Raw genomic sequence first — 16,918 nt, forward strand, 5'->3', positions numbered from 1 at the left:
CCAAAGTGCTGCCTCCCCTGACTGGAACCCCCAGCCGGGGAGGCAGTGCTTTTCCCGGAACTTAGTGATTCACTCACGCCCCGGAGGTTGGGTATGGAATTCGTTGGAGAGAAACTCCTTCAAGTAGTGATAGCCCTGGCAATATTCGCCGCGGTTATTGGCATCATCATGCTGGTGGTGGACAGGGCCCCTAAATCCATCAAGGACAAAGTAACCGTTGCGGGCTTCCTTGCCCCCGCGGCCATCCTGATGCTGGTTGGCCTGGTCTATCCGGCCGTCCGCACGTCAATGCTGGCGTTCACCGATGCCGGCGGCAACGCCAACGGCTTCGACAACTTTGTATGGATGTTCACGCAGCCCGAGGCTCTGACCACGCTGCGGAACACCGTCATTTGGACAGTCCTGGTGCCATTGCTGTCCACTGGCTTTGGACTTGCCTACGCAGTGTTCATTGACAAAGCCCGCGGAGAGCGGGTCCTGAAGTCGCTCGTGTTTATGCCGATGGCCATCTCCTTTGTGGGCGCCGGCATCATCTGGAAGCTTGTTTATGACTACCGTGGCCCGAACATCGAGCAGACCGGCGTCATCAACTTCTTCCGGGACGCCTTGGGCATGGATCCCAAGCAGTTCCTTCTGGATGCCCCGGAGAACACTTTCTTCCTGATCATCGTGATGGTCTGGATCCAGACTGGCTTTGCCATGGTGATTCTCTCTGCGGCCATCAAGGGTGTGCCCGTGGAACTCATCGAGGCAGCCCGTCTTGACGGTGCCAACGCCTGGCAGCAGTTCCGCAATGTCACGGTCCCCGGCATCCGTGGAGCCCTGGTGGTGGTGCTGACAACCATCACCATTGCCACCCTGAAGGTGTTCGACATTGTCCGAACCATGACAGCAGGCAATTACGACACCTCCGTGGTGGCCAACGAAATGTACACACAGGCCTTCCGTGCCGGTGAACCGGGACGTGGTGCCGCTCTGGCCCTGGTCCTGTTCCTCATGGTGCTGCCGATCGTCGTGTACAACGCTCGAGTCCTTCGCAAGCAAAGGGAGATCCATTGACAGCCACGCCAGCCCCGAAAGAGGCCTCCAAGGCCACCCGGCAGCGTCCTGGATCCGATCCCACGGAGGACGCCCAGCCGATCATGCGCCGGGTCAAGACGAAGCTCACCTCCAAGTGGGCAACAGCGGCAGCCATCATCATCGCCGTCGTATGGTCCGTACCAACGGTGGGGCTCTTCATTACCTCGCTCCGTCCCGCCGCCAAGCAGGTGGGTCCCCGCTCCAATGGCTGGTGGAATGCCTTTGTTGATTGGGACTTCACGCTCAAGAACTACGTGGATGTGCTGACTCCCGCGGGCTCCCAATCAGCGAACCTCTCGCAGTACTTTGTGAACTCCATCGCGATTGTCATCCCCGTCACGATCTTCGTGCTGGTGCTGGCGTCCATGGCTGCTTACGTTTTCGCGTGGGGCAAGTTCAAGGGCCGCGACGCACTCTTCATTTTCGTCTTTGCCCTGCAGATCATCCCGCTCCAGATGGCACTGATTCCGCTGCTGCAGTTCTTCACGCAGACGCTCAACCTGCCGGCCGGTTCTTACGCGCAGCTGTGGATTGCCCACACCATGTTCGGTCTTCCGCTGGGCATTTTCCTCCTCCACAACTTCATCTCCGAAATTCCCGGTGAAGTCATCGAGGCGGCAAGGGTGGACGGCGCCGGGCACAGCACCATCTTCTGGCGGATCATCCTGCCGCTCTCCGTTCCGGCACTCGCTTCGCTGGCGATCTTCCAGTTCCTCTGGGTGTGGAATGACCTGCTGGTGGCTCTGGTGTTCTCCGGCGGTACGGCAGACGTTGCTCCCATTACGCAGCGGCTGGCGGAGATCTCCGGTACCCGTGGTGCCAGGGATTACCTGAACCCCGCGGCAGCGTTCGTCTCCATCATCATCCCGCTCCTGGTGTTCTTCGGACTGCAGCGCTACTTCGTGCGCGGCCTGCTTTCCGGCGGCCTCAAGGGCTAGGAATTGCGGCCCCCGGTTACGCAGCGCGTTACGTGGCTGCGTAACCGAGGGCCGCGATCCACAACTACAGACTTAAGGTGTGAAGGCGGAGCAACGGCGGCCGGAGAGGGGAGCCTGTGTCAAAAATTACGGGTAGGTCCCAACGCGGCGGCCATACCGGCGTCAGTATCGAAGACGTCGCCGCAGCTGCCGGAGTTTCCACCGCTACCGTTTCACGGGCCGTGCGGGGGTTGCCGCGGGTTTCTCCTGCCACGCGCGAAAAAATCCTCGAGGTAGCCAGTTCCCTGGGGTATGTGGCGTCGTCGTCCGCATCTGGCCTGGCAACCGGCCGGACGCGCACCATCGGTGTCCTGGCCCCTTTCGTCAGCAGATGGTTCTTCTCCAAGGCGATCGAGGGCGCAGACCGGGAACTGCATTCACGCAAATACAACCTCTCCCTGTTCAATCTGGGCGGCCACGGCAGCAACCGGGAGCGGCTCTTCAGCTCCACCATGGTTTACAAGCAGATCGACGCCCTGCTGGTGCTGTGCATGTCCTTGACCGAGGAAGAGCTGGAACACCTCCACAAGATTGACATCCCGCTGGTAGTGGTGGGTGGCCACGTTGAGGATTGCCCGTATATAGGCATCAATGATTACGACGCCGCGTCCACCGCCGTGCGCCACCTGCTGGAGCTGGGACACACGGACATTGCGCTGCTCCACGGCGACGACGAAACGGACCTGAACTTCGACGTACCCCGCGTGCGTATCCGCGCCTTCCAGGAAGTGATGACCGACGCCGGACTGGAAGTCCGCCCCGAATGGGACCAGTGGGGTGACTTCACTGTTGCCAGCGGGCAGCAGGCTTTCAACCGGCTCTGGGGCCAGCCCGGCCGGAAACCCACCGCCATCTTCTGTTCTTCGGACGAGATGGCCATGGGCGTCATTTTCGAGGCGGGACGGCACGGCGTCAGGGTGCCCCAGGACCTCTCAGTCATAGGGATCGACGATCACGACTTCTCAGCCTCAATCGGGCTTACCACCGTGGGCCAGCGTCCGGACAACCAAGCAGAGCTGGCCACCAAGATGCTGCTGGACGAACTGGACGGCAACCCGGGAGCGGTCCGTTCCGAGGTAGCCCCGCACAAGCTGATCGTCCGGGAAACCACGGCCCCGCCCACCAAGTAGTGAGGCTAGGAGGCCCGCGCCAGTTGCCGGATGGGGATCCACCGCGAAGCGAGCCTGCGGTAGGCAGCGGCCGCGCCGGTCATGTCCCCTTCGGCCAGGCACTCAATACCCAGCCGGACATCCATGGGGGACTCGTCCGGGTACACCTTGTCAGCCACAGCACCATAGTCCAGCTCCACCATGGACTGAACGTGGAAAAGTTCCAGCCATTCCGTGAGCTGCGTCAGGTCATCCAGCATGTCCAGATCCGGCGCAGCCAAGGCCAGGTGGGCAACAGCAAACCGTGCCCGGTCCAAAGCTTCGGTGAGCGGCGTCCACACGCGGACGGTGAGGATACGCCCTTCGGCCTCCACCACGTCCTTCCTGTCCGATTCGTTGAAGAGCGAGAACCAGCTGAACGGGATGCCCCACGTGGAAGCACGGGTATGGACGCGTTTTGCTTCCTCCCCGGCGTTGATGCGATCGATCCGGGCTTGGTGCTTGTCCCGTTGTGAAACCGGGATGAGGAGATCTGCCAGGGGACTGTGCACACCGTCCATGAGCGCGTTGGCTGCCAAACCGGCCCGAATCACCAGTTGGCTGGGGCAGTAAAGCAGCCGTCCGGCGTCGTGATCTTCCGGGCCCTGCGGAGCAGCGTGCCGCCCTGTGGGCACGCGCGTCATGCGCACCAGATCCGTGCGGCCCGTGGGGAAAGGATCACCGCCGGAGCGCGTAATACGACCCAGCGAGGCTTGCAGCTCCGCATTCTCGACGGCGGCCCGGGAACCGGCCTTGCCTCCCTCCGCCACGAGCTGGCGCTGCTGCTCGGGCGGGAAGGCCTCAAGGGGTTCGTAAATGCGCAACGACGAAGAGAAGGGCAGACCTGCCTGGCCCCGGTACAGGTTTCCAGTCATGTCTTCCGCCCCTTTCGTCAGTGAGCTTGTACGTTGCCTGTGCTGGGTTAGTCTGCGAGCTCCACAATCACCGGAGCGTGGTCCGAGGCACCCTTGCCCTTGCGTTCCTCGCGGTCAATCGAAGCGCCAGTGACCCGCGATGCCAGCGCCGGGGAAGCCAGGCAGAAGTCGATGCGCATTCCTTCTTTCTTGGGGAAGCGCAGCTGCGTGTAATCCCAGTAGGTGTAGACGCCGGGACCCGGAGTATAGGGCCGGACGACGTCGGTAAAACCGGCGGTTTCGAAGGCATGGAATGCCGCGCGCTCGGGTTCGCTGACGTGGGTGTAGTTGTTGTTGCGGAAAAGTTCGATGTCCCACACGTCGTCATCGAACGGGGCGATGTTCCAGTCACCCATGAGGGCGATCTGTGCGGTGGGATCGGACTTGACCCATTCGGCTGCGTGGCCCTGAAGGACATCAAGCCATTTGATCTTGTACGGCATGTGTTCGTCATCCAGCGAGCGGCCGTTGGGAACGTAGAGGCTCCAGATGCGGATGCCGCCACATGTGGCTGCGATGGCGCGGGCTTCCTGCGCCGGATCCTTGCCGGCCTTGCCGAATGCCGGCTGGTCCAGGAAGGTGCGCTGGACGTCCTCCAGGCCAACGCGTGAAGCGATTGCTACACCGTTCCACTGGTTCACACCGAAGTGCGCCACCTCGTAACCCATGCGCTCAAAAAGCTCCCACGGGAAGTTCTCGTCCTTGCATTTGGTTTCCTGGATGGCCAGGACATCACAGTCGCTGCGCTCAAGCCAGGCTTCAACGCGGTCTGCACGGGCGCGGAGGGAGTTCACATTCCAGGTAGCTATCTTCACAGCCACTAACTTACCGAACTTGGCGCCCAGCGCATCCCCTGACGGGTTTTTACCTCGACGAACTAGCGGACGTACAACGCAGAGGTAGAGGTGAGTTTACGCAGACCGATGCCCGAGGCAATCAGGAGCAACCCGGTGACCATCGCGAATCCAGCCAGCATCCACACCACGCCCAGGAGTCCGAGCCCGGGATTGACCAACACCACAATCCCGAACACAGTGGTGATCAAGCCGGTCAGGAACCAAATGCCCCAACCCTGCACGAAGGTCCGCGCAGCAAGGGACAGGACTATTTGGGAAAGACCAAGAACAAGGGCCCACAATCCGATGAGCACGCCTATTGCGGCCGTCGTAATTCCGGGCAGGGCAATGGCCACAATTCCGGCTGCAATGGAGACGAAACCACCCACTATGGTCCAGCGTGAGCGGCCGGCGGGATCGTAGAAATAATGGGCCACGCTGGTAATGCCGTCAATGATCGCGAAAACACCGAACATCACAACCACCACCAAAGCTGTGGCGCTGGGCAAAACAAAGATCAACAGGCCAAAAACAATGGCGAGGACACCCCGGACCAGCAATGCAGTTCCCGGGTTTTTGAACATTTTACGATCCGCTGCCTCGTGCATACGCCTCAGCGTAACCAACCTCGTGCCTTTACCGCATCCCCTCACGCCGGATAGCTGTGGCAATTGCTGCCGCACGTGTTTCGACGCCAAGTTTTGCGTAGATGTGGGCGAGGTGGGTTTTGACTGTGGCCTCGGAAATAAACAGCCGCTTTCCAAGATCCCGGTTACTGAGGCCCTCTGTCAGGAGGCTGAGCAGCTCGGCTTCGCGGGGGGTAAGAATTTCATCCGGATTCCGCAGTTGCTGGAAGAGCCGTGAGGCCACAGGGGCACTCATCACACTTTTCCCCTGCACCGCCCCGCGAACTGCTGCGAAAATCTCCTCCGGCGCGGCGTCCTTAAGTAAATACCCCATGGCACCGGCATCCACGGCCCGCACAATGTCGGCGTCCGAATCGTAGGTGGTGAACACAATAATTGCCTGCTTGGGGTTCCTTTGCCGGAGTTTCCTAGTGGCTTCGATGCCGTCCATTCCGGCACCCATTGCCAGGTCCATGAGGATCACAGCAGGCGAATGCTCCCGCGCAGCGTCCAGCGCTTCCTCGCCGGAAGATGCTTCCCCGACGACGGCGATATCGGCTTGGGTGCCCAGGAGCGCCCTAAGTCCGCTCCGGACCACCGTATGGTCATCCACCAGGAGCACGGAGATGGTGTTCACAGGGCCTCCTTCAGGGCGTTTTCCGGATCGGTAACCCGGGCCAGCGGGAATTGCGCGGCGATAATGGTTCCTTCACCGGGAGAGCTCTCCACGGACAATACTCCGCCCAACTGTTCAACGCGCTGCCGCATGGCTCTGAGTCCGTATCCTCCGTTGACCGACGCCGGAGGTACCGTTGCCGGATCAAAGCCGCGGCCGTCGTCGAATACGTCCAAGGTGACCGCATCCGGAAGGTAACCAAGGGTCACGCTGGCGTTGGCGGCGTGGGCGTGGAGTTTGATGTTGGCCACGGCGCTCTGCGTTACGCGGATCAGGGCGTGCCGCACCTCGGACGGCAGGTTCCGGGGCTCGCCTGTGACCTGGACGCGGATGGTTTCCACGTACTGCCGGGCGGCATGCTCCAGAGCCTCCGGGAGTGGGCCGGTCTCAAGGCCGGGCGCGGAGAGCTCGTGCACCAGGCCGCGGGTGTCCGCCAGGTTTCGCCTGAGCAGGCCAGTGGCCTTGCGAACGTCCTGGTGGGCGGTTTCTGCCGGCCAGGAGCGTTGTGCGGCCTCAAGGAGGAGCAAGCTGCTGGCCAGGCCTTGGGTGACGGTGTCGTGGATTTCGCGTGAGACGCGCTCGCGTTCGGTGGCAATTCCGGCTTCACGCTGCTTCGCGGCGAGTTGCTCCTGGGCTTGGGTGACATCATCCAAAAGCCTGCGTTGCAGTGCCGCATCGCGCTCAATTTTGTCGTAGATCAGAGTAAGGAGCGCGCCCGCAGCCAGCGGGCCGAGCAGCATGGCAATGTCCGTCCAGCCACTCATCCGGAAGAGCCCCACGGCGGTAGCGGCCGCCGTCGCACCGCCCGCCACGTAGCCGGCCCAACCGCGGAAAGCGGTGCGTGTGAGGAAGAAGATGGCGAAGGAACACCAGGCGAAGCTCGGGGCGACCACCACCAACGCGGCCCACGCTGCCACCAAAGCCACCATCCATGGAATCCATGGTTGCTGGGTGCGCTGACCCCGCGGTTGGCGGTGGGCCAGCACCGCAGTAACCGCGTAAAGTGCGCACACGGCAACGGCCAGTGCAACGGTCCAGAGGTTATCCGCGGGGGAGTGGCGCATGACATACCGGACTGCGGAGGCGACCATCAGCACGGCAAACCCCAAGTGCACCACAACATCAATGCGGCCATCAATCCGGCTGCTGGTTCCGTTGCCGGGCTGGTTGCCGGGTTCCGGCCGTAGTGGAGCAGTTGCCATGGGTGGTTCCCGTTCGGGGTGTGGAGGAAGGCGTTCTTTCCATGCTAGGTCCGTTGTGGCCATTGGTCTCTCCACCTTTTGGCTGATACCGGTGGCGGAAAGGCTGACCCCGGGAACGGCGCCCGGCCGATGTGGAGTGGGACGGTTCGCGAAAGCATGGAGACGTACCCGATGCTTATTACGAGGAGAACCCTGTGAAGAAGTCCAACAAGATGATCGCCGCCGCCGCTGCCGGAGCATTGTTGCTCACCGGCGGTGTGACTGCCGTGGCCAACGCAGTGTCACCCGCAGCCGCGCCGGCCGCCCCCGTCAAAGTGGCTGCAGAGGTTCAGCCGGCACCGGAAAACGTCGTGGCCCAGAACCGCATCTCCGTGGGCGCCTCCAGCGCAGCCGTCAACGCCGCGCTCGCCAAGTGCCAGGCGGACAAACTGCCGTTCGTCACCGTGGCACTGGTTGACCGTTTCGGCACAGTCCAGGCTCTCCTTCGCGGGGACAACGCAGCGGAGCACACCATCGAAGCGGCCAAGCAGAAGGCCTACACGGCCGCAGCCTTCGGTGCTCCCACCAGCGAGCTCGCCAAGCGCATCAACGGCAACGGGCCCTCCATTGCCGACCTCCCGGGCACCCTGTTCCTGCCCGGCGGCGTTCCCTTGAAGGTCAACGGTGTTTCCGTTGCAGGGATCGGCGTTGGTGGCGCTCCCGACGGTGCCCTGGATGAAGCCTGCGCAACCGCCGGCGCCGATGCCTTGGCCGTGGCAGCGAAGTAGCCATGAACCCCCTTGGAGTTTTTGTACAGATGATGCCCTTATGGGAGCGTTTTAGGGGCGTTATCTGTACAAAAACGCGGGTGGTGGGGGCGGGCGTGCTGGTGCTCGGGCTGCTGTCCGGATGCACGACGGCGGCGTCCCCGCCTTCCAGCCCGGCTGCGACTGCCAGCCCGGCGCCGACTCAAGCAGCCCCCACGCAAGCCGCGCCGTCGAGCGTAAGTCCCGTCCCGTCGTCGTCGGCTGTGCCGTCCAAAGACACAGAGCCGTCCAATGTCGCAGCGCCGTCCAAAGTCTCAGCGCCGCCCAAACTCTCACCGGAGGCCCAACTGGAAACAGACCGACTCCTGATCCTCGCCGCGAAAGCCAACGACGCGGCGAAGGTACGCGAGCTGATCGCGGCGGGAGGCAACGTGAACGCCAAGGACGAAATCCAGGACTCGGCGTTTCTCTATGCCGGCGCAGAGGGCTTCAACGAGGTCCTGCAATTGACGTTGGCTGCGGGCGCGGATGTCCGCAGCATCAACCGGTATGGCGGCACGGCCCTGATCCCGGCGAGCGAGCACGGGCACACGGAAACTGTCCGGATTCTGATCGCAGCGGGTGTGCCGGTGGACCACGTCAACAACCTGGGCTGGACCGCCATGCAGGAAGCCATCCTGCTCAATAATGGCGGACCCAAGCAGCAGGACGTGGTCCGGCAACTGCTCGCGGCGGGAGCCGACCCGGACATCCGCGACCCCCAAGGCCGAACCGCCCTGCAGAATGCAGAGCGGCTCGGATTCACGGAGATCGCGGCCCTGATCCGGGCACGCTAGCTACAGCGCTTCCAGCACGCTCACGTAGTTGGCGATGCCCACACCGCCCATGTTCTGCACCACGCCACGGCGGGCCGCGGGCAACTGCATGCTGCCCGCGGTCCCGCTGAGCTGCATCGCGGCGATGACGTGCTGCGATACTCCAGTGGCACCCACCGGGTGGCCCTTCGCCTTGAGTCCGCCGGAGACGTTGACGGGAAGCTTGCCGTCCTTATATACCCACCCCTCCTGAATGGCTCGCGCACCTTCGCCGCGGGGCGTGAGGCCCATGGCCTCGTACATGATGAGCTCGGCGATAGTGAAGCAATCGTGCACCTCGGCGAAGTCCAGGCCGTCCAGCCCAACACCGGCCATGGTCAAAGCCCGTTCCCAGGATGCCCTGGTGGCTGCGAACTCTGTGGGATCCCGCTTCTCCGCGGGGAAGAAATCGTTCGCGTGGCCGAAACCAGCCAGGCGCACCGGCGCGGTTGCGCCTCCGGTAGCGGACGTGGAAAGCACGACGGCGGCAGCACCGTCCGAGACCGGCGAACAGTCCGTGCGGCGCAGCGGTTCGGCCACCATGGGGTTCTTCTCGGAAATGGTCCGGCAGAACTCCTCGCCGAAGTCCCTGTGCATTTGGGCGTACGGGTTGTCCATGCCGTTGCGGTGGTTCTTTGCGGCGATGGATCCGAGGACGTCACCCAGGCCCTCTTCGAATCCTGGCCGGCTGATTCCGGCGCCGTAGCGCTTCCCGTAGTGCTTGGCCACCTCTGCGAACAAGCCTGTGAAGCCCGTGGTGGAAGGCTTTCCGGCCATCTCATATGAGGCTCCCAGCAGCCCTGCCCCCACAACGTCCGCGCCGGCGTCGGTCATCTTCTCGGCCCCGATCACCAGGACGTTCCGCGCGGTTCCGGCCAGGACTGCCTTGACGCCCTGCTGGAAAGCCGCCGACCCCGACGCGCAGGCATTCTCAGTGCGCGTCGCGGGAACATTGGCAAGGTCCGCGGACAACTGAAGCGCCAGCGATGACGTGAAACCCAGGGGCTGCATGCCGGAGTTGAACTGCCCGAGGTAGATCTCGTCAATGTCCCTGGGTTCCAGCCCCGAGTTCTTGATGGCTTCGCCGGCCACCTGGACGATCAGCGACTCCAGCGTGTCATCGGTCAGCTTGCCGAACTTAGTGTGGCCCCACCCCGTGAGCAGGATGTCTTTGCCGAATTGCTCTTTCAGGGTCATGCGTGTGCTCCTTCAAGCGTGTGTTCCTCGGGAGTGGGTTCTTCAGACGCCGGTTCCCCGCCGGCGAGGGCAACCGCAAACTCAGCCTCGGTCTTGCTACGGATCTCTTCCACCGTGACGCCCGGGGCGAGTCGGGTCAGCAGCAGCCGGGTGCCGCCGTCGTGCTTCTCTGGATCCGGAACTACATCGAAAACGGCCAGGTCCGTGATGATCCGGTCAACGCACCTCAGGCCGGTGAGCGGGAGTGTGCATTGTTTGACGATCTTGGCCGAGCCGTCCTTGGCGTTGTGCTCGGTCAGCACCACCACCCGCGGCGTCCCTGCCACCAAATCCATGGCACCACCCATACCCTTGACCATCTTGCGCGGGATGGTCCAATTGGCCAGATCCCCTGAACCGGACACCTGCATAGCGCCCAGGATTGCCACCTTCACATGTCCGCCACGGATCATGCCGAACGATGTTGCGGAGTCGAAAATGCTGCCGCCTGGGGTGATGGTGACCGTTTGCTTGCCCGCGTTAATAAGGTCCGCGTCCTCTTCGCCCTCATAAGGGAAGGGACCCATGCCCAGCAGGCCGTTCTCGCTCTGCAGGACCACCCGCACGCCGTCGGGCAGGTTGTTTGCCACCAGCGTGGGGATGCCGATGCCGAGGTTGACGTAGTCGCCGTCGTTGAGTTCTTCGGCCGCGATGGCGGCCATATTGTCACGTGTCCATGCCATGGTGATGTGCTCCTTGTTCTTTAGACCGTGAGTGCTTCGGGGCGCAGTGCTTCAGCGCGCTGCCGGACTGTGCGCTGTTCGATGTCCTTGACCCTGTCCGTCGCCTGAACCAGCCGCTGCACATACACGCCAGGGGTGACGATGTGGTTGGGATCCAACTCGCCCGGCTGCACAATGACCTCGGCCTCGGCGATGGTTACTGCGCCTGCAGTAGCCACCACGGGGTTGAAGTTCCGTGCCGTGTAGCGGTAGATCAGGTTGCCGTCGGTATCGGCGGTGTGGGCATGGACCAGGGCGACGTCGGCGGTGATGGCGCGCTCGCGGACGAACGTCACGCCGTCGAACTCTTCCAGCGGCTTGCCTTCGGCAACCAACGTTCCCACCCCCGTGCGGGTGTAGAACGCGGGGATGCCGGCGCCGCCTGCCCGGAGACGTTCGGCGAGCGTGCCCTGAGGTGTGAACTCGACCTCCAACTGGCCGGCGAGGTACTGCTCGGCGAAGAGCTTGTTCTCGCCCACGTAGGAAGCGATGACCTTCCGGACCTGACCCGCCTCAATCAGGACGCCAAGACCCTTGCCGTCCACGCCCATGTTGTTGGACACGATGGTGAGGTCCTTCGCGCCCGAGTCCCTGACGGCCTCAATCAAGTCCGCAGGGATCCCGCTCAGGCCAAAACCGCCGACGGCGATGGTGAGGCCGTCTGCCACCAGGTCATGGAGCGCTTGGGCTGCGCTTTGTTGGATCTTGGCCATGCTGTGCTCCTCTTTGAGTTTGCTTCCGGGGTATCCACTTTGTGGAACTGCCCGACTTCTGAGAAGCAGCCTAGAATTTAGGGGTTTACGGGTCAATGCCTTGGTACCTGAGATACTCAGGGTGTGGACGCCACGATAGAAGGCGTCCACAATATGGACGAAACTTCTTCAGGAGGATGTTGTGGTTGTTCAGGGAGCGCAAGTGGTGGGCCGGGTTGCCCTGCTGCTTCGGCTGGTGGGACGCAAACCCGAGGGCACCTCATTGGCGGGCCTGGTACGCGATTCCGGGCTGACCCGGCCCACCGTCCATCGCCTGCTGACATCCTTGGCCGCAGAGGGTTTGCTGGAACACGATTCCGCCTCGGGGAAGTGGGTCCTGGGGCCGGAAGTCTTCCTGCTGGGCTCGGTTGCGGCTGCACGTTTCCCCATGGAGGACATCGCCCGGCCCTCGCTGCGGAGGTTGGCTGCAGAGACGGGGGAGAGCGCCTTCTTCTCCATCCGCCGTGGCAACGAGACCGTCTGCGTGCTGCGCGAAGAGGGCTCGTTCCCCGTGCGCTCTTTCGTGCTGCATGAAGGCGTCCGTTTCCCCCTTGGCGTGGCATCCGCCGGGACCGCCATCATGGCTTTCCTGCCCCCTGGGGAACAGGACCCGCTGCTGGACCACTGGGCTGAGCATGCCGGAGAGTTTGCCGAGGGACATCCAGTTGACGTGGTGCGGAAAAATCTGGAACGCACACGTCTTGCGGGCTACTCCGTCAATCCGGGGCTGATCCTGGAAGGCAGCTGGGGCATGGGGGCGGCGGTATTTGACCAGCAGGGGCGGCCGGCTTGGGCTCTTTCCTTGACGGGAATTGAGCCCAGGTTCCGGCCGGACCGCCAGGAATTTCTGGGCAAGCTGTTACTCGAGGAAGCGCACCGGATGACGGCACGCCTGCAAGGGGCCTGAGCTGCCGCCTAGTTGGGGGTGCCCAGGTCCAAACGCATCAGCACCCGCGGGAAACCGTTGAGCACTGAGGTGGTTTCGGCAACTTTCTTGAAGCCAGCCTTTTCGAAGAGCCTCCGCGTGCCCACATAAGCCATGGTCAGGTCAACCTTGCCGCCCTTGTTGTCCACGGGGTAGCCCTCAATGGCGGGCGCTCCGTGGCTTTTGGCGAAGGCGATGGCCCCGCGCAGGAGCTCATGGGAGATTCCCTTGCCGCGATGCCCGGGCCTGACCCGAATGCACCAGACGGACCACACCTTCGCGTCGTCCACCTGCGGAATTTTCCGGTTTTTCGCAAAAGTGGTGTCCGCGCGCGGGTGGACCGCAGCCCACCCAACTACTTCGTCGCCGTCGTACGCCAAAACGCCGGGAGGCGGGTCCTCGGAAACCAGTTTCTTAACGTAATTTCCGCGTTCCTGCTTTTGAAGCTCCTGGTTCAGCTTGGACGGGATCCGGTAGCTCAGGCACCAGCACACATTGGAGTCGGGGCTCTTGGGCCCAACCATGGTTTTCACGTCATCGAACTCGGTTGCGGGTCGGACCTCGATAGCCATGCGGACCATCCTGTCATTGGGGTGAGCCCCTCCGCCAGCACAAAGCCGGGGGAGACCCGCACTTGTTCGTTGTCCTCGCCGTACTGCGGTGAGGAGGGCAAACAACGGCGGGATTCCCGGGTTTAAAAAACTTTTTCAATCCGCACCCATCCACCCCGTCCCGTCCTCCGAATAGATGGTGAGACACAAACCGCAGGTGAAGCAAAAGCAACACCTGCAACCCGAGTCCCACCAACCAATGGATCCAACGCCCTGGTTCCAAAAACAAGGAGAATGACATGTTGTCCACAAAGCGCCCCGCCCTCGCCTTCGTTGGCCTCACTGCAGCCGCCCTTCTCGGACTCACCGCCTGTGGTGGTTCAAGCACCACCAGCACCCCGGCTGCTTCCTCTGCTGCTCCGGAGACCTCCATGGCGGCACCGTCGCCGTCTTCCTCCCCCATGAGCAGCGCTGCAATGGATCCGGCCGCTAACCTCGTAGGCCCCGGCTGCGCCGGTTACGCCGCACAGGTTCCGGACGGTGCCGGTTCAGTGGCCGGCATGGCCCTGGACCCGGTAGCCGTAGCAGCGTCCAACAACCCGCTGCTCAAGACCCTGACCGCCGCTGTTTCCGGCAAGCTCAACCCCAAGGTTGACCTCGTGTCCACCCTGAACGGCAGCGAATTCACGGTCTTCGCACCGGTTGACGATGCTTTCGCAAAGATCGACCCCGCAACAATCGAGACGCTCAAGACGGACGATGCCCTGCTGAGCAAGATTCTCACCTACCACGTAGTCCCCGGCCAGCTGAGCCCGGACCAGATCGTCGGCACCCACAAGACTGTCCAGGGTGGCGAAGTGACGGTTGGCGGCACCAAGGATGCCCTCACGGTTGACGGAGCTTCCAATGTGGTCTGCGGTGGCGTCAAGACCGCCAACGCCACGGTTTACCTGATCGACTCGGTGCTGATGCCCAAATAGGCCTTAGCTCCCACCAGCATTAACAACGAAGCAGGCGCCGGAAACCCGGCGCCTGCTTTACTGTGTGTTGCTTTAGTGTGTGTTGCTGTTTTAGCGGCTGAAGTCAGTATCCACGTATGAGCCGGGCCGGTTATGTTCGGAACCGCAGGGGCAGTGGTCGACCTCAATCCGGATGGTCGTTGGCTTGGATGAGTCCAGGGTAAGAGTCACATCCTTGCCTGTCTGGGCGCCGGACTGGGTGTTGAGGCGAAGGGTGCCCTGGGTAGCTGTTTTGGACATGGTGAACCTTCCTGATGTCTGAAGAGAGGGTCAGTTGAAGCCGGACTATTTGTCGTCTGATTCCAGCTGGGGTTTGCCCACCAGGGGAATGGTTCCCGTGGGTGTTGCTCCGGCGCAATCGGAGTCCGTGCACTTCTCAGCGCACTCGTGCCTGGTGACCAGATCGAACTGAACGCCGCCATGCTGCTCAACGCCTGTCCGTATGGCCCGGTCAACCACTGAAGTAGCCAGGCGTTTGTGCAATTGCAGCGGATCGCGGCGAAGGTCCTTCACCAGTGCGAAGCACAGCAGCAGCATGACGATCACAAACGGCAGGGCCGCCACGATTGTCACTCTTTGCAGGCCGGACAACGCTTCGGATGGTTTATCGCCACCGGCAAGCAACATGACTGCTGCCACTGCGCCGGTGAGGCTTCCCCAGAAAATCACCACTCCGCGCCGCGGGTGCTCGGCGCCGTTGGAGCTGAGGGATCCCATAACGATGGAGGCTGCATCGGCGCCGGTGACGAAGAAGATGGCCACCAGCACCATGGCCAGGACAATGACGGCCGCGGTGAGCCAGCCCGGCATGCCCAGGTTCTTCACAAGATCGAAGAGGGCGCCATCAAAGTTGATGGAGGGAGCGCCGTCCACCATGGTCACCAGACCGGGTGTGCCGGCCTTGTCCGCTTCCTGCTGGACGTGGAAGGCAGCACCGCCGAAGATGCCGAACCAAATCACGCTGACAACGCTGGGGACCAGCAGCACGCCGGTGACGAACTGGCGGATGGTGCGGCCACGGCTGATGCGGGCGATGAACATTCCTACGAAGGGCGTCCAGGAGATCCACCATGCCCAGTAGAAGATGGTCCAGCTGGTCATCCAGCTGCGCAGGGAGTCATCTCCCACGGCTTCGGTGCGTGAGGACATTTCCGCCAGATCCCGTGCGTAGTCTCCTACGGCGGAAGGAATCAGGTTCAGGATGAACAGGGTGGGGCCCGCAACGAACACAATGAGGGCCAGGACAACGGCCAGGACCATGTTGATGTTGGACAGCCACTGAATGCCGCGGCTGATGCCTGAAACAGCTGATGCTACGAAGCAGAACGTCAGGATTGCCACGATGACCACCAGCACGGGTGTGCCGATCTCACCCAGCCAGCCGTTGGAGGTCATGCCGCTGCCGATCTGCAGGGCGCCGAGGCCCAGTGAGGCGGCGGTACCGAAGAGCGTGGCGAAGATGGCCAGGATGTTGATGAACTTGCCGATCGGTCCTTCCACCATGCGGATGCCGAACAGTGAGGTGAAAGCTGCTGACACCAGTTGCTTGCGGCCGAGGCGGTAGGTGCCGTAAGCCATGGCTATGCCGACTACGGCGTACATGGCCCACGGGTGCAGGGTCCAGTGGAAAATGGAGGTGGCCATGGCGGTCTGGATAGCTGCCGGGGTGCGGCCGTCCACCGTTCCCGGCGGTGGCGAGATGTAGTGGTACAGCGGTTCGGCAACACCGTAGAACATGAGCCCGATGCCCATGCCGGCGGCGAACATCATGGCCACCCAGGATACGGTCCGGAACTCGGGCTTCTCGCCGTCTTTGCCCAACGGGATGTTTCCGAACTTGCCCAGGGCAAGCCAGAGGACAAAGACGACGAACAATGAGGCGAGGACCATGAAGAGCCAGCCCGTGTACTCCATGACCCAGTTCAGGGCACCTTTGGAGGTATCGGACAGGCTGTCCCGTCCAACAAAGCCCCAGACCACGAAGGCGACGGCGATGGCGCCCGTGATTCCGAAGGTGACTTTGTCGAGGGTAAGTTTGCGGTTCCGGCGGGCCGAAACGGCCTGCTCGGTCTTGGCGTGGCGCAGCTCTTCCATGATCTGTTCGTGTTCTTCGGAATCCAGAAGGGGTTCTGCACCTCCGTCCTCAGCGTCGAGGGCAGCCAAAGTGGTGTTGTTGGGGGAGACGCTGATGACTTCAGGCTTCTCCGCGTGGGAAGGGGTTGTTGGTGATGAGCTACCCGCCACAGGATCGTCGGCAGGTAACTCTTCGGGTGTTAAGGGTTTTGTGTCGCTGTTTATAGCCATGAGCGGGTCCTTTGCTCGGCGAGTCATGGGTTTGCGTTTATACATGGCCCTGGATGGTGAGGCCGCAGGAAAGGCTGGGGGGCTTCCCTGCTAACCATGTTTTGCTGTCTCCTATCCCCAAATCAGGGGCGTGGGCAGGCAATTTCACGGTGTACCTCGTTGGTAGGACTGGTTGGTTGAACGCCGGCTCGAGGAACCTGACAGGCGTTCCGCATGAATCAACAACATTCGCGCTAAGCAACAGAGTGCGCCCCGTCACACCCAAAGTCAAGGGTTTTCGGCTCTTTGACGCAACTTGATATATCAATTGGCCTTGAGGGCTGAGGTTGCGCTTAAAGGTTGCTGTTGCG

General features: G+C 62.3%; 18 protein-coding genes. 7 read left to right on the plus strand and 11 right to left on the minus strand.

The window, feature by feature from the left end; translation table 11 throughout:
• Window positions 1–93: 93 nt before the first annotated feature.
• The 3 genes from ABI796_RS02285 to ABI796_RS02295 all read left to right on the plus strand — a co-directional run bounded on the left by ABI796_RS02285 (window position 94) and on the right by ABI796_RS02295 (window position 3,187).
• Entirely contained in the window at window positions 94–1,059 is a 966-nt protein-coding gene (locus ABI796_RS02285; RefSeq protein WP_141286115.1) for a carbohydrate ABC transporter permease, read from the plus strand.
• Window positions 1,056–2,018, plus strand: a complete 963-nt coding sequence (locus tag ABI796_RS02290; RefSeq protein WP_141286113.1) for a carbohydrate ABC transporter permease — start codon at window positions 1,056–1,058, stop codon at window positions 2,016–2,018. Before ABI796_RS02285 ends, ABI796_RS02290 begins: the two co-directional genes overlap by 4 nt.
• 116 nt (window positions 2,019–2,134) lie before the next feature.
• Window positions 2,135–3,187 (plus strand): LacI family DNA-binding transcriptional regulator, encoded by a 1,053-nt coding sequence (locus ABI796_RS02295; RefSeq protein ID WP_141286111.1) that lies wholly within the window; start codon window positions 2,135–2,137, stop codon window positions 3,185–3,187.
• 5 nt (window positions 3,188–3,192) lie between these two features.
• Here the strand turns inward: ABI796_RS02295 and ABI796_RS02300 are convergent, their stop codons facing one another.
• From ABI796_RS02300 to ABI796_RS02320, 5 genes are all read right to left on the minus strand, one after another.
• A complete protein-coding gene (locus ABI796_RS02300; protein ID WP_141286109.1) occupies window positions 3,193–4,080 on the minus strand; it encodes a hypothetical protein in 888 nt (295 codons plus the stop codon).
• A 47-nt stretch (window positions 4,081–4,127) separates the two neighbouring features.
• Window positions 4,128–4,934, minus strand: coding sequence for an exodeoxyribonuclease III (locus ABI796_RS02305; RefSeq protein WP_141286107.1), 807 nt, complete (start codon window positions 4,932–4,934; stop codon window positions 4,128–4,130).
• A gap of 62 nt (window positions 4,935–4,996) precedes the next feature.
• Complete coding sequence (locus ABI796_RS02310; RefSeq protein ID WP_246095889.1) at window positions 4,997–5,539, minus strand: HdeD family acid-resistance protein; 543 nt, start codon at window positions 5,537–5,539, stop codon at window positions 4,997–4,999.
• A gap of 52 nt (window positions 5,540–5,591) precedes the next feature.
• Window positions 5,592–6,218, minus strand: coding sequence for a response regulator transcription factor (locus ABI796_RS02315; protein ID WP_141286103.1), 627 nt, complete (start codon window positions 6,216–6,218; stop codon window positions 5,592–5,594).
• Window positions 6,215–7,459, minus strand: a complete 1,245-nt coding sequence (locus tag ABI796_RS02320; protein ID WP_141286101.1) for a sensor histidine kinase — start codon at window positions 7,457–7,459, stop codon at window positions 6,215–6,217. The genes ABI796_RS02315 and ABI796_RS02320 overlap by 4 nt, the downstream gene beginning before the upstream one ends.
• 194 nt (window positions 7,460–7,653) lie before the next feature.
• On the opposite strand from ABI796_RS02320, the gene ABI796_RS02325 reads away from it, so the two are divergent.
• Entirely contained in the window at window positions 7,654–8,226 is a 573-nt protein-coding gene (locus tag ABI796_RS02325) for a heme-binding protein (RefSeq protein ID WP_174754616.1), read from the plus strand.
• Window positions 8,227–8,258: 32 nt separating this feature from the next.
• Window positions 8,259–9,041 carry an ankyrin repeat domain-containing protein gene (locus tag ABI796_RS02330; protein WP_141286139.1) on the plus strand — a complete coding sequence of 261 codons (783 nt, stop codon included), beginning with the start codon at window positions 8,259–8,261 and terminating at the stop codon, window positions 9,039–9,041.
• Here the strand turns inward: ABI796_RS02330 and ABI796_RS02335 are convergent, their stop codons facing one another.
• From ABI796_RS02335 to ABI796_RS02345, 3 genes are read right to left on the minus strand one after another with little or no spacing between them, the layout of a single operon-like run.
• Window positions 9,042–10,256, minus strand: a complete 1,215-nt coding sequence (locus ABI796_RS02335; protein WP_141286099.1) for an acetyl-CoA acetyltransferase — start codon at window positions 10,254–10,256, stop codon at window positions 9,042–9,044.
• Window positions 10,253–10,978 carry a CoA transferase subunit B gene (locus ABI796_RS02340; protein WP_141286097.1) on the minus strand — a complete coding sequence of 242 codons (726 nt, stop codon included), beginning with the start codon at window positions 10,976–10,978 and terminating at the stop codon, window positions 10,253–10,255. The genes ABI796_RS02335 and ABI796_RS02340 overlap by 4 nt, the downstream gene beginning before the upstream one ends.
• A gap of 20 nt (window positions 10,979–10,998) precedes the next feature.
• Window positions 10,999–11,730, minus strand: a complete 732-nt coding sequence (locus ABI796_RS02345; RefSeq protein ID WP_141286095.1) for a CoA transferase subunit A — start codon at window positions 11,728–11,730, stop codon at window positions 10,999–11,001.
• Window positions 11,731–11,911: 181 nt separating this feature from the next.
• On the opposite strand from ABI796_RS02345, the gene ABI796_RS02350 reads away from it, so the two are divergent.
• On the plus strand, window positions 11,912–12,676 hold the full coding sequence (locus ABI796_RS02350; RefSeq protein WP_141286093.1) for an IclR family transcriptional regulator: 765 nt from the start codon (window positions 11,912–11,914) through the stop codon (window positions 12,674–12,676).
• 8 nt (window positions 12,677–12,684) lie between these two features.
• Here ABI796_RS02350 and ABI796_RS02355 read toward each other — a convergent pair whose 3' ends face one another.
• Window positions 12,685–13,266, minus strand: a complete 582-nt coding sequence (locus tag ABI796_RS02355; RefSeq protein ID WP_141286091.1) for a GNAT family N-acetyltransferase — start codon at window positions 13,264–13,266, stop codon at window positions 12,685–12,687.
• A gap of 278 nt (window positions 13,267–13,544) precedes the next feature.
• Here ABI796_RS02355 and ABI796_RS02360 point away from each other — a divergent pair, with 278 nt between their 5' ends.
• Complete coding sequence (locus ABI796_RS02360) at window positions 13,545–14,225, plus strand: fasciclin domain-containing protein (RefSeq protein ID WP_141286090.1); 681 nt, start codon at window positions 13,545–13,547, stop codon at window positions 14,223–14,225.
• A gap of 90 nt (window positions 14,226–14,315) precedes the next feature.
• On the opposite strand, the gene ABI796_RS02365 is transcribed toward ABI796_RS02360, so the two are convergent.
• Both ABI796_RS02365 and ABI796_RS02370 read right to left on the minus strand, forming a co-directional pair.
• Window positions 14,316–14,504, minus strand: coding sequence for a hypothetical protein (locus ABI796_RS02365; RefSeq protein WP_141286088.1), 189 nt, complete (start codon window positions 14,502–14,504; stop codon window positions 14,316–14,318).
• 45 nt (window positions 14,505–14,549) lie between these two features.
• Window positions 14,550–16,568: a BCCT family transporter gene (locus ABI796_RS02370; protein ID WP_246095888.1), complete on the minus strand. Its 2,019-nt coding sequence runs from the start codon at window positions 16,566–16,568 to the stop codon at window positions 14,550–14,552.
• Window positions 16,569–16,918: the final 350 nt, after the last annotated feature.

Source organism: Paenarthrobacter aurescens (genome assembly GCF_041549525.1).
In the GTDB taxonomy this organism is placed as follows: domain Bacteria; phylum Actinomycetota; class Actinomycetes; order Actinomycetales; family Micrococcaceae; genus Arthrobacter; species Arthrobacter aurescens.

Coding starts and splice junctions, on each gene's coding strand:
- ABI796_RS02285 (WP_141286115.1), top strand. CDS start 94: ATGGAATTCGTTGGAGAGAAACTCCTTCAAGTAGTGATAGCCCTGGCA.
- ABI796_RS02300 (WP_141286109.1), bottom strand. CDS start 4,080: ATGACTGGAAACCTGTACCGGGGCCAGGCAGGTCTGCCCTTCTCTTCG.
- ABI796_RS02310 (WP_246095889.1), bottom strand. CDS start 5,539: ATGTTCAAAAACCCGGGAACTGCATTGCTGGTCCGGGGTGTCCTCGCC.
- ABI796_RS02320 (WP_141286101.1), bottom strand. CDS start 7,459: ATGGCAACTGCTCCACTACGGCCGGAACCCGGCAACCAGCCCGGCAAC.
- ABI796_RS02330 (WP_141286139.1), top strand. CDS start 8,259: ATGCCCTTATGGGAGCGTTTTAGGGGCGTTATCTGTACAAAAACGCGG.
- ABI796_RS02335 (WP_141286099.1), bottom strand. CDS start 10,256: ATGACCCTGAAAGAGCAATTCGGCAAAGACATCCTGCTCACGGGGTGG.
- ABI796_RS02340 (WP_141286097.1), bottom strand. CDS start 10,978: ATGGCATGGACACGTGACAATATGGCCGCCATCGCGGCCGAAGAACTC.
- ABI796_RS02345 (WP_141286095.1), bottom strand. CDS start 11,730: ATGGCCAAGATCCAACAAAGCGCAGCCCAAGCGCTCCATGACCTGGTG.
- ABI796_RS02355 (WP_141286091.1), bottom strand. CDS start 13,266: ATGGCTATCGAGGTCCGACCCGCAACCGAGTTCGATGACGTGAAAACC.
- ABI796_RS02360 (WP_141286090.1), top strand. CDS start 13,545: ATGTTGTCCACAAAGCGCCCCGCCCTCGCCTTCGTTGGCCTCACTGCA.
- ABI796_RS02365 (WP_141286088.1), bottom strand. CDS start 14,504: ATGTCCAAAACAGCTACCCAGGGCACCCTTCGCCTCAACACCCAGTCC.
- ABI796_RS02370 (WP_246095888.1), bottom strand. CDS start 16,568: ATGGCTATAAACAGCGACACAAAACCCTTAACACCCGAAGAGTTACCT.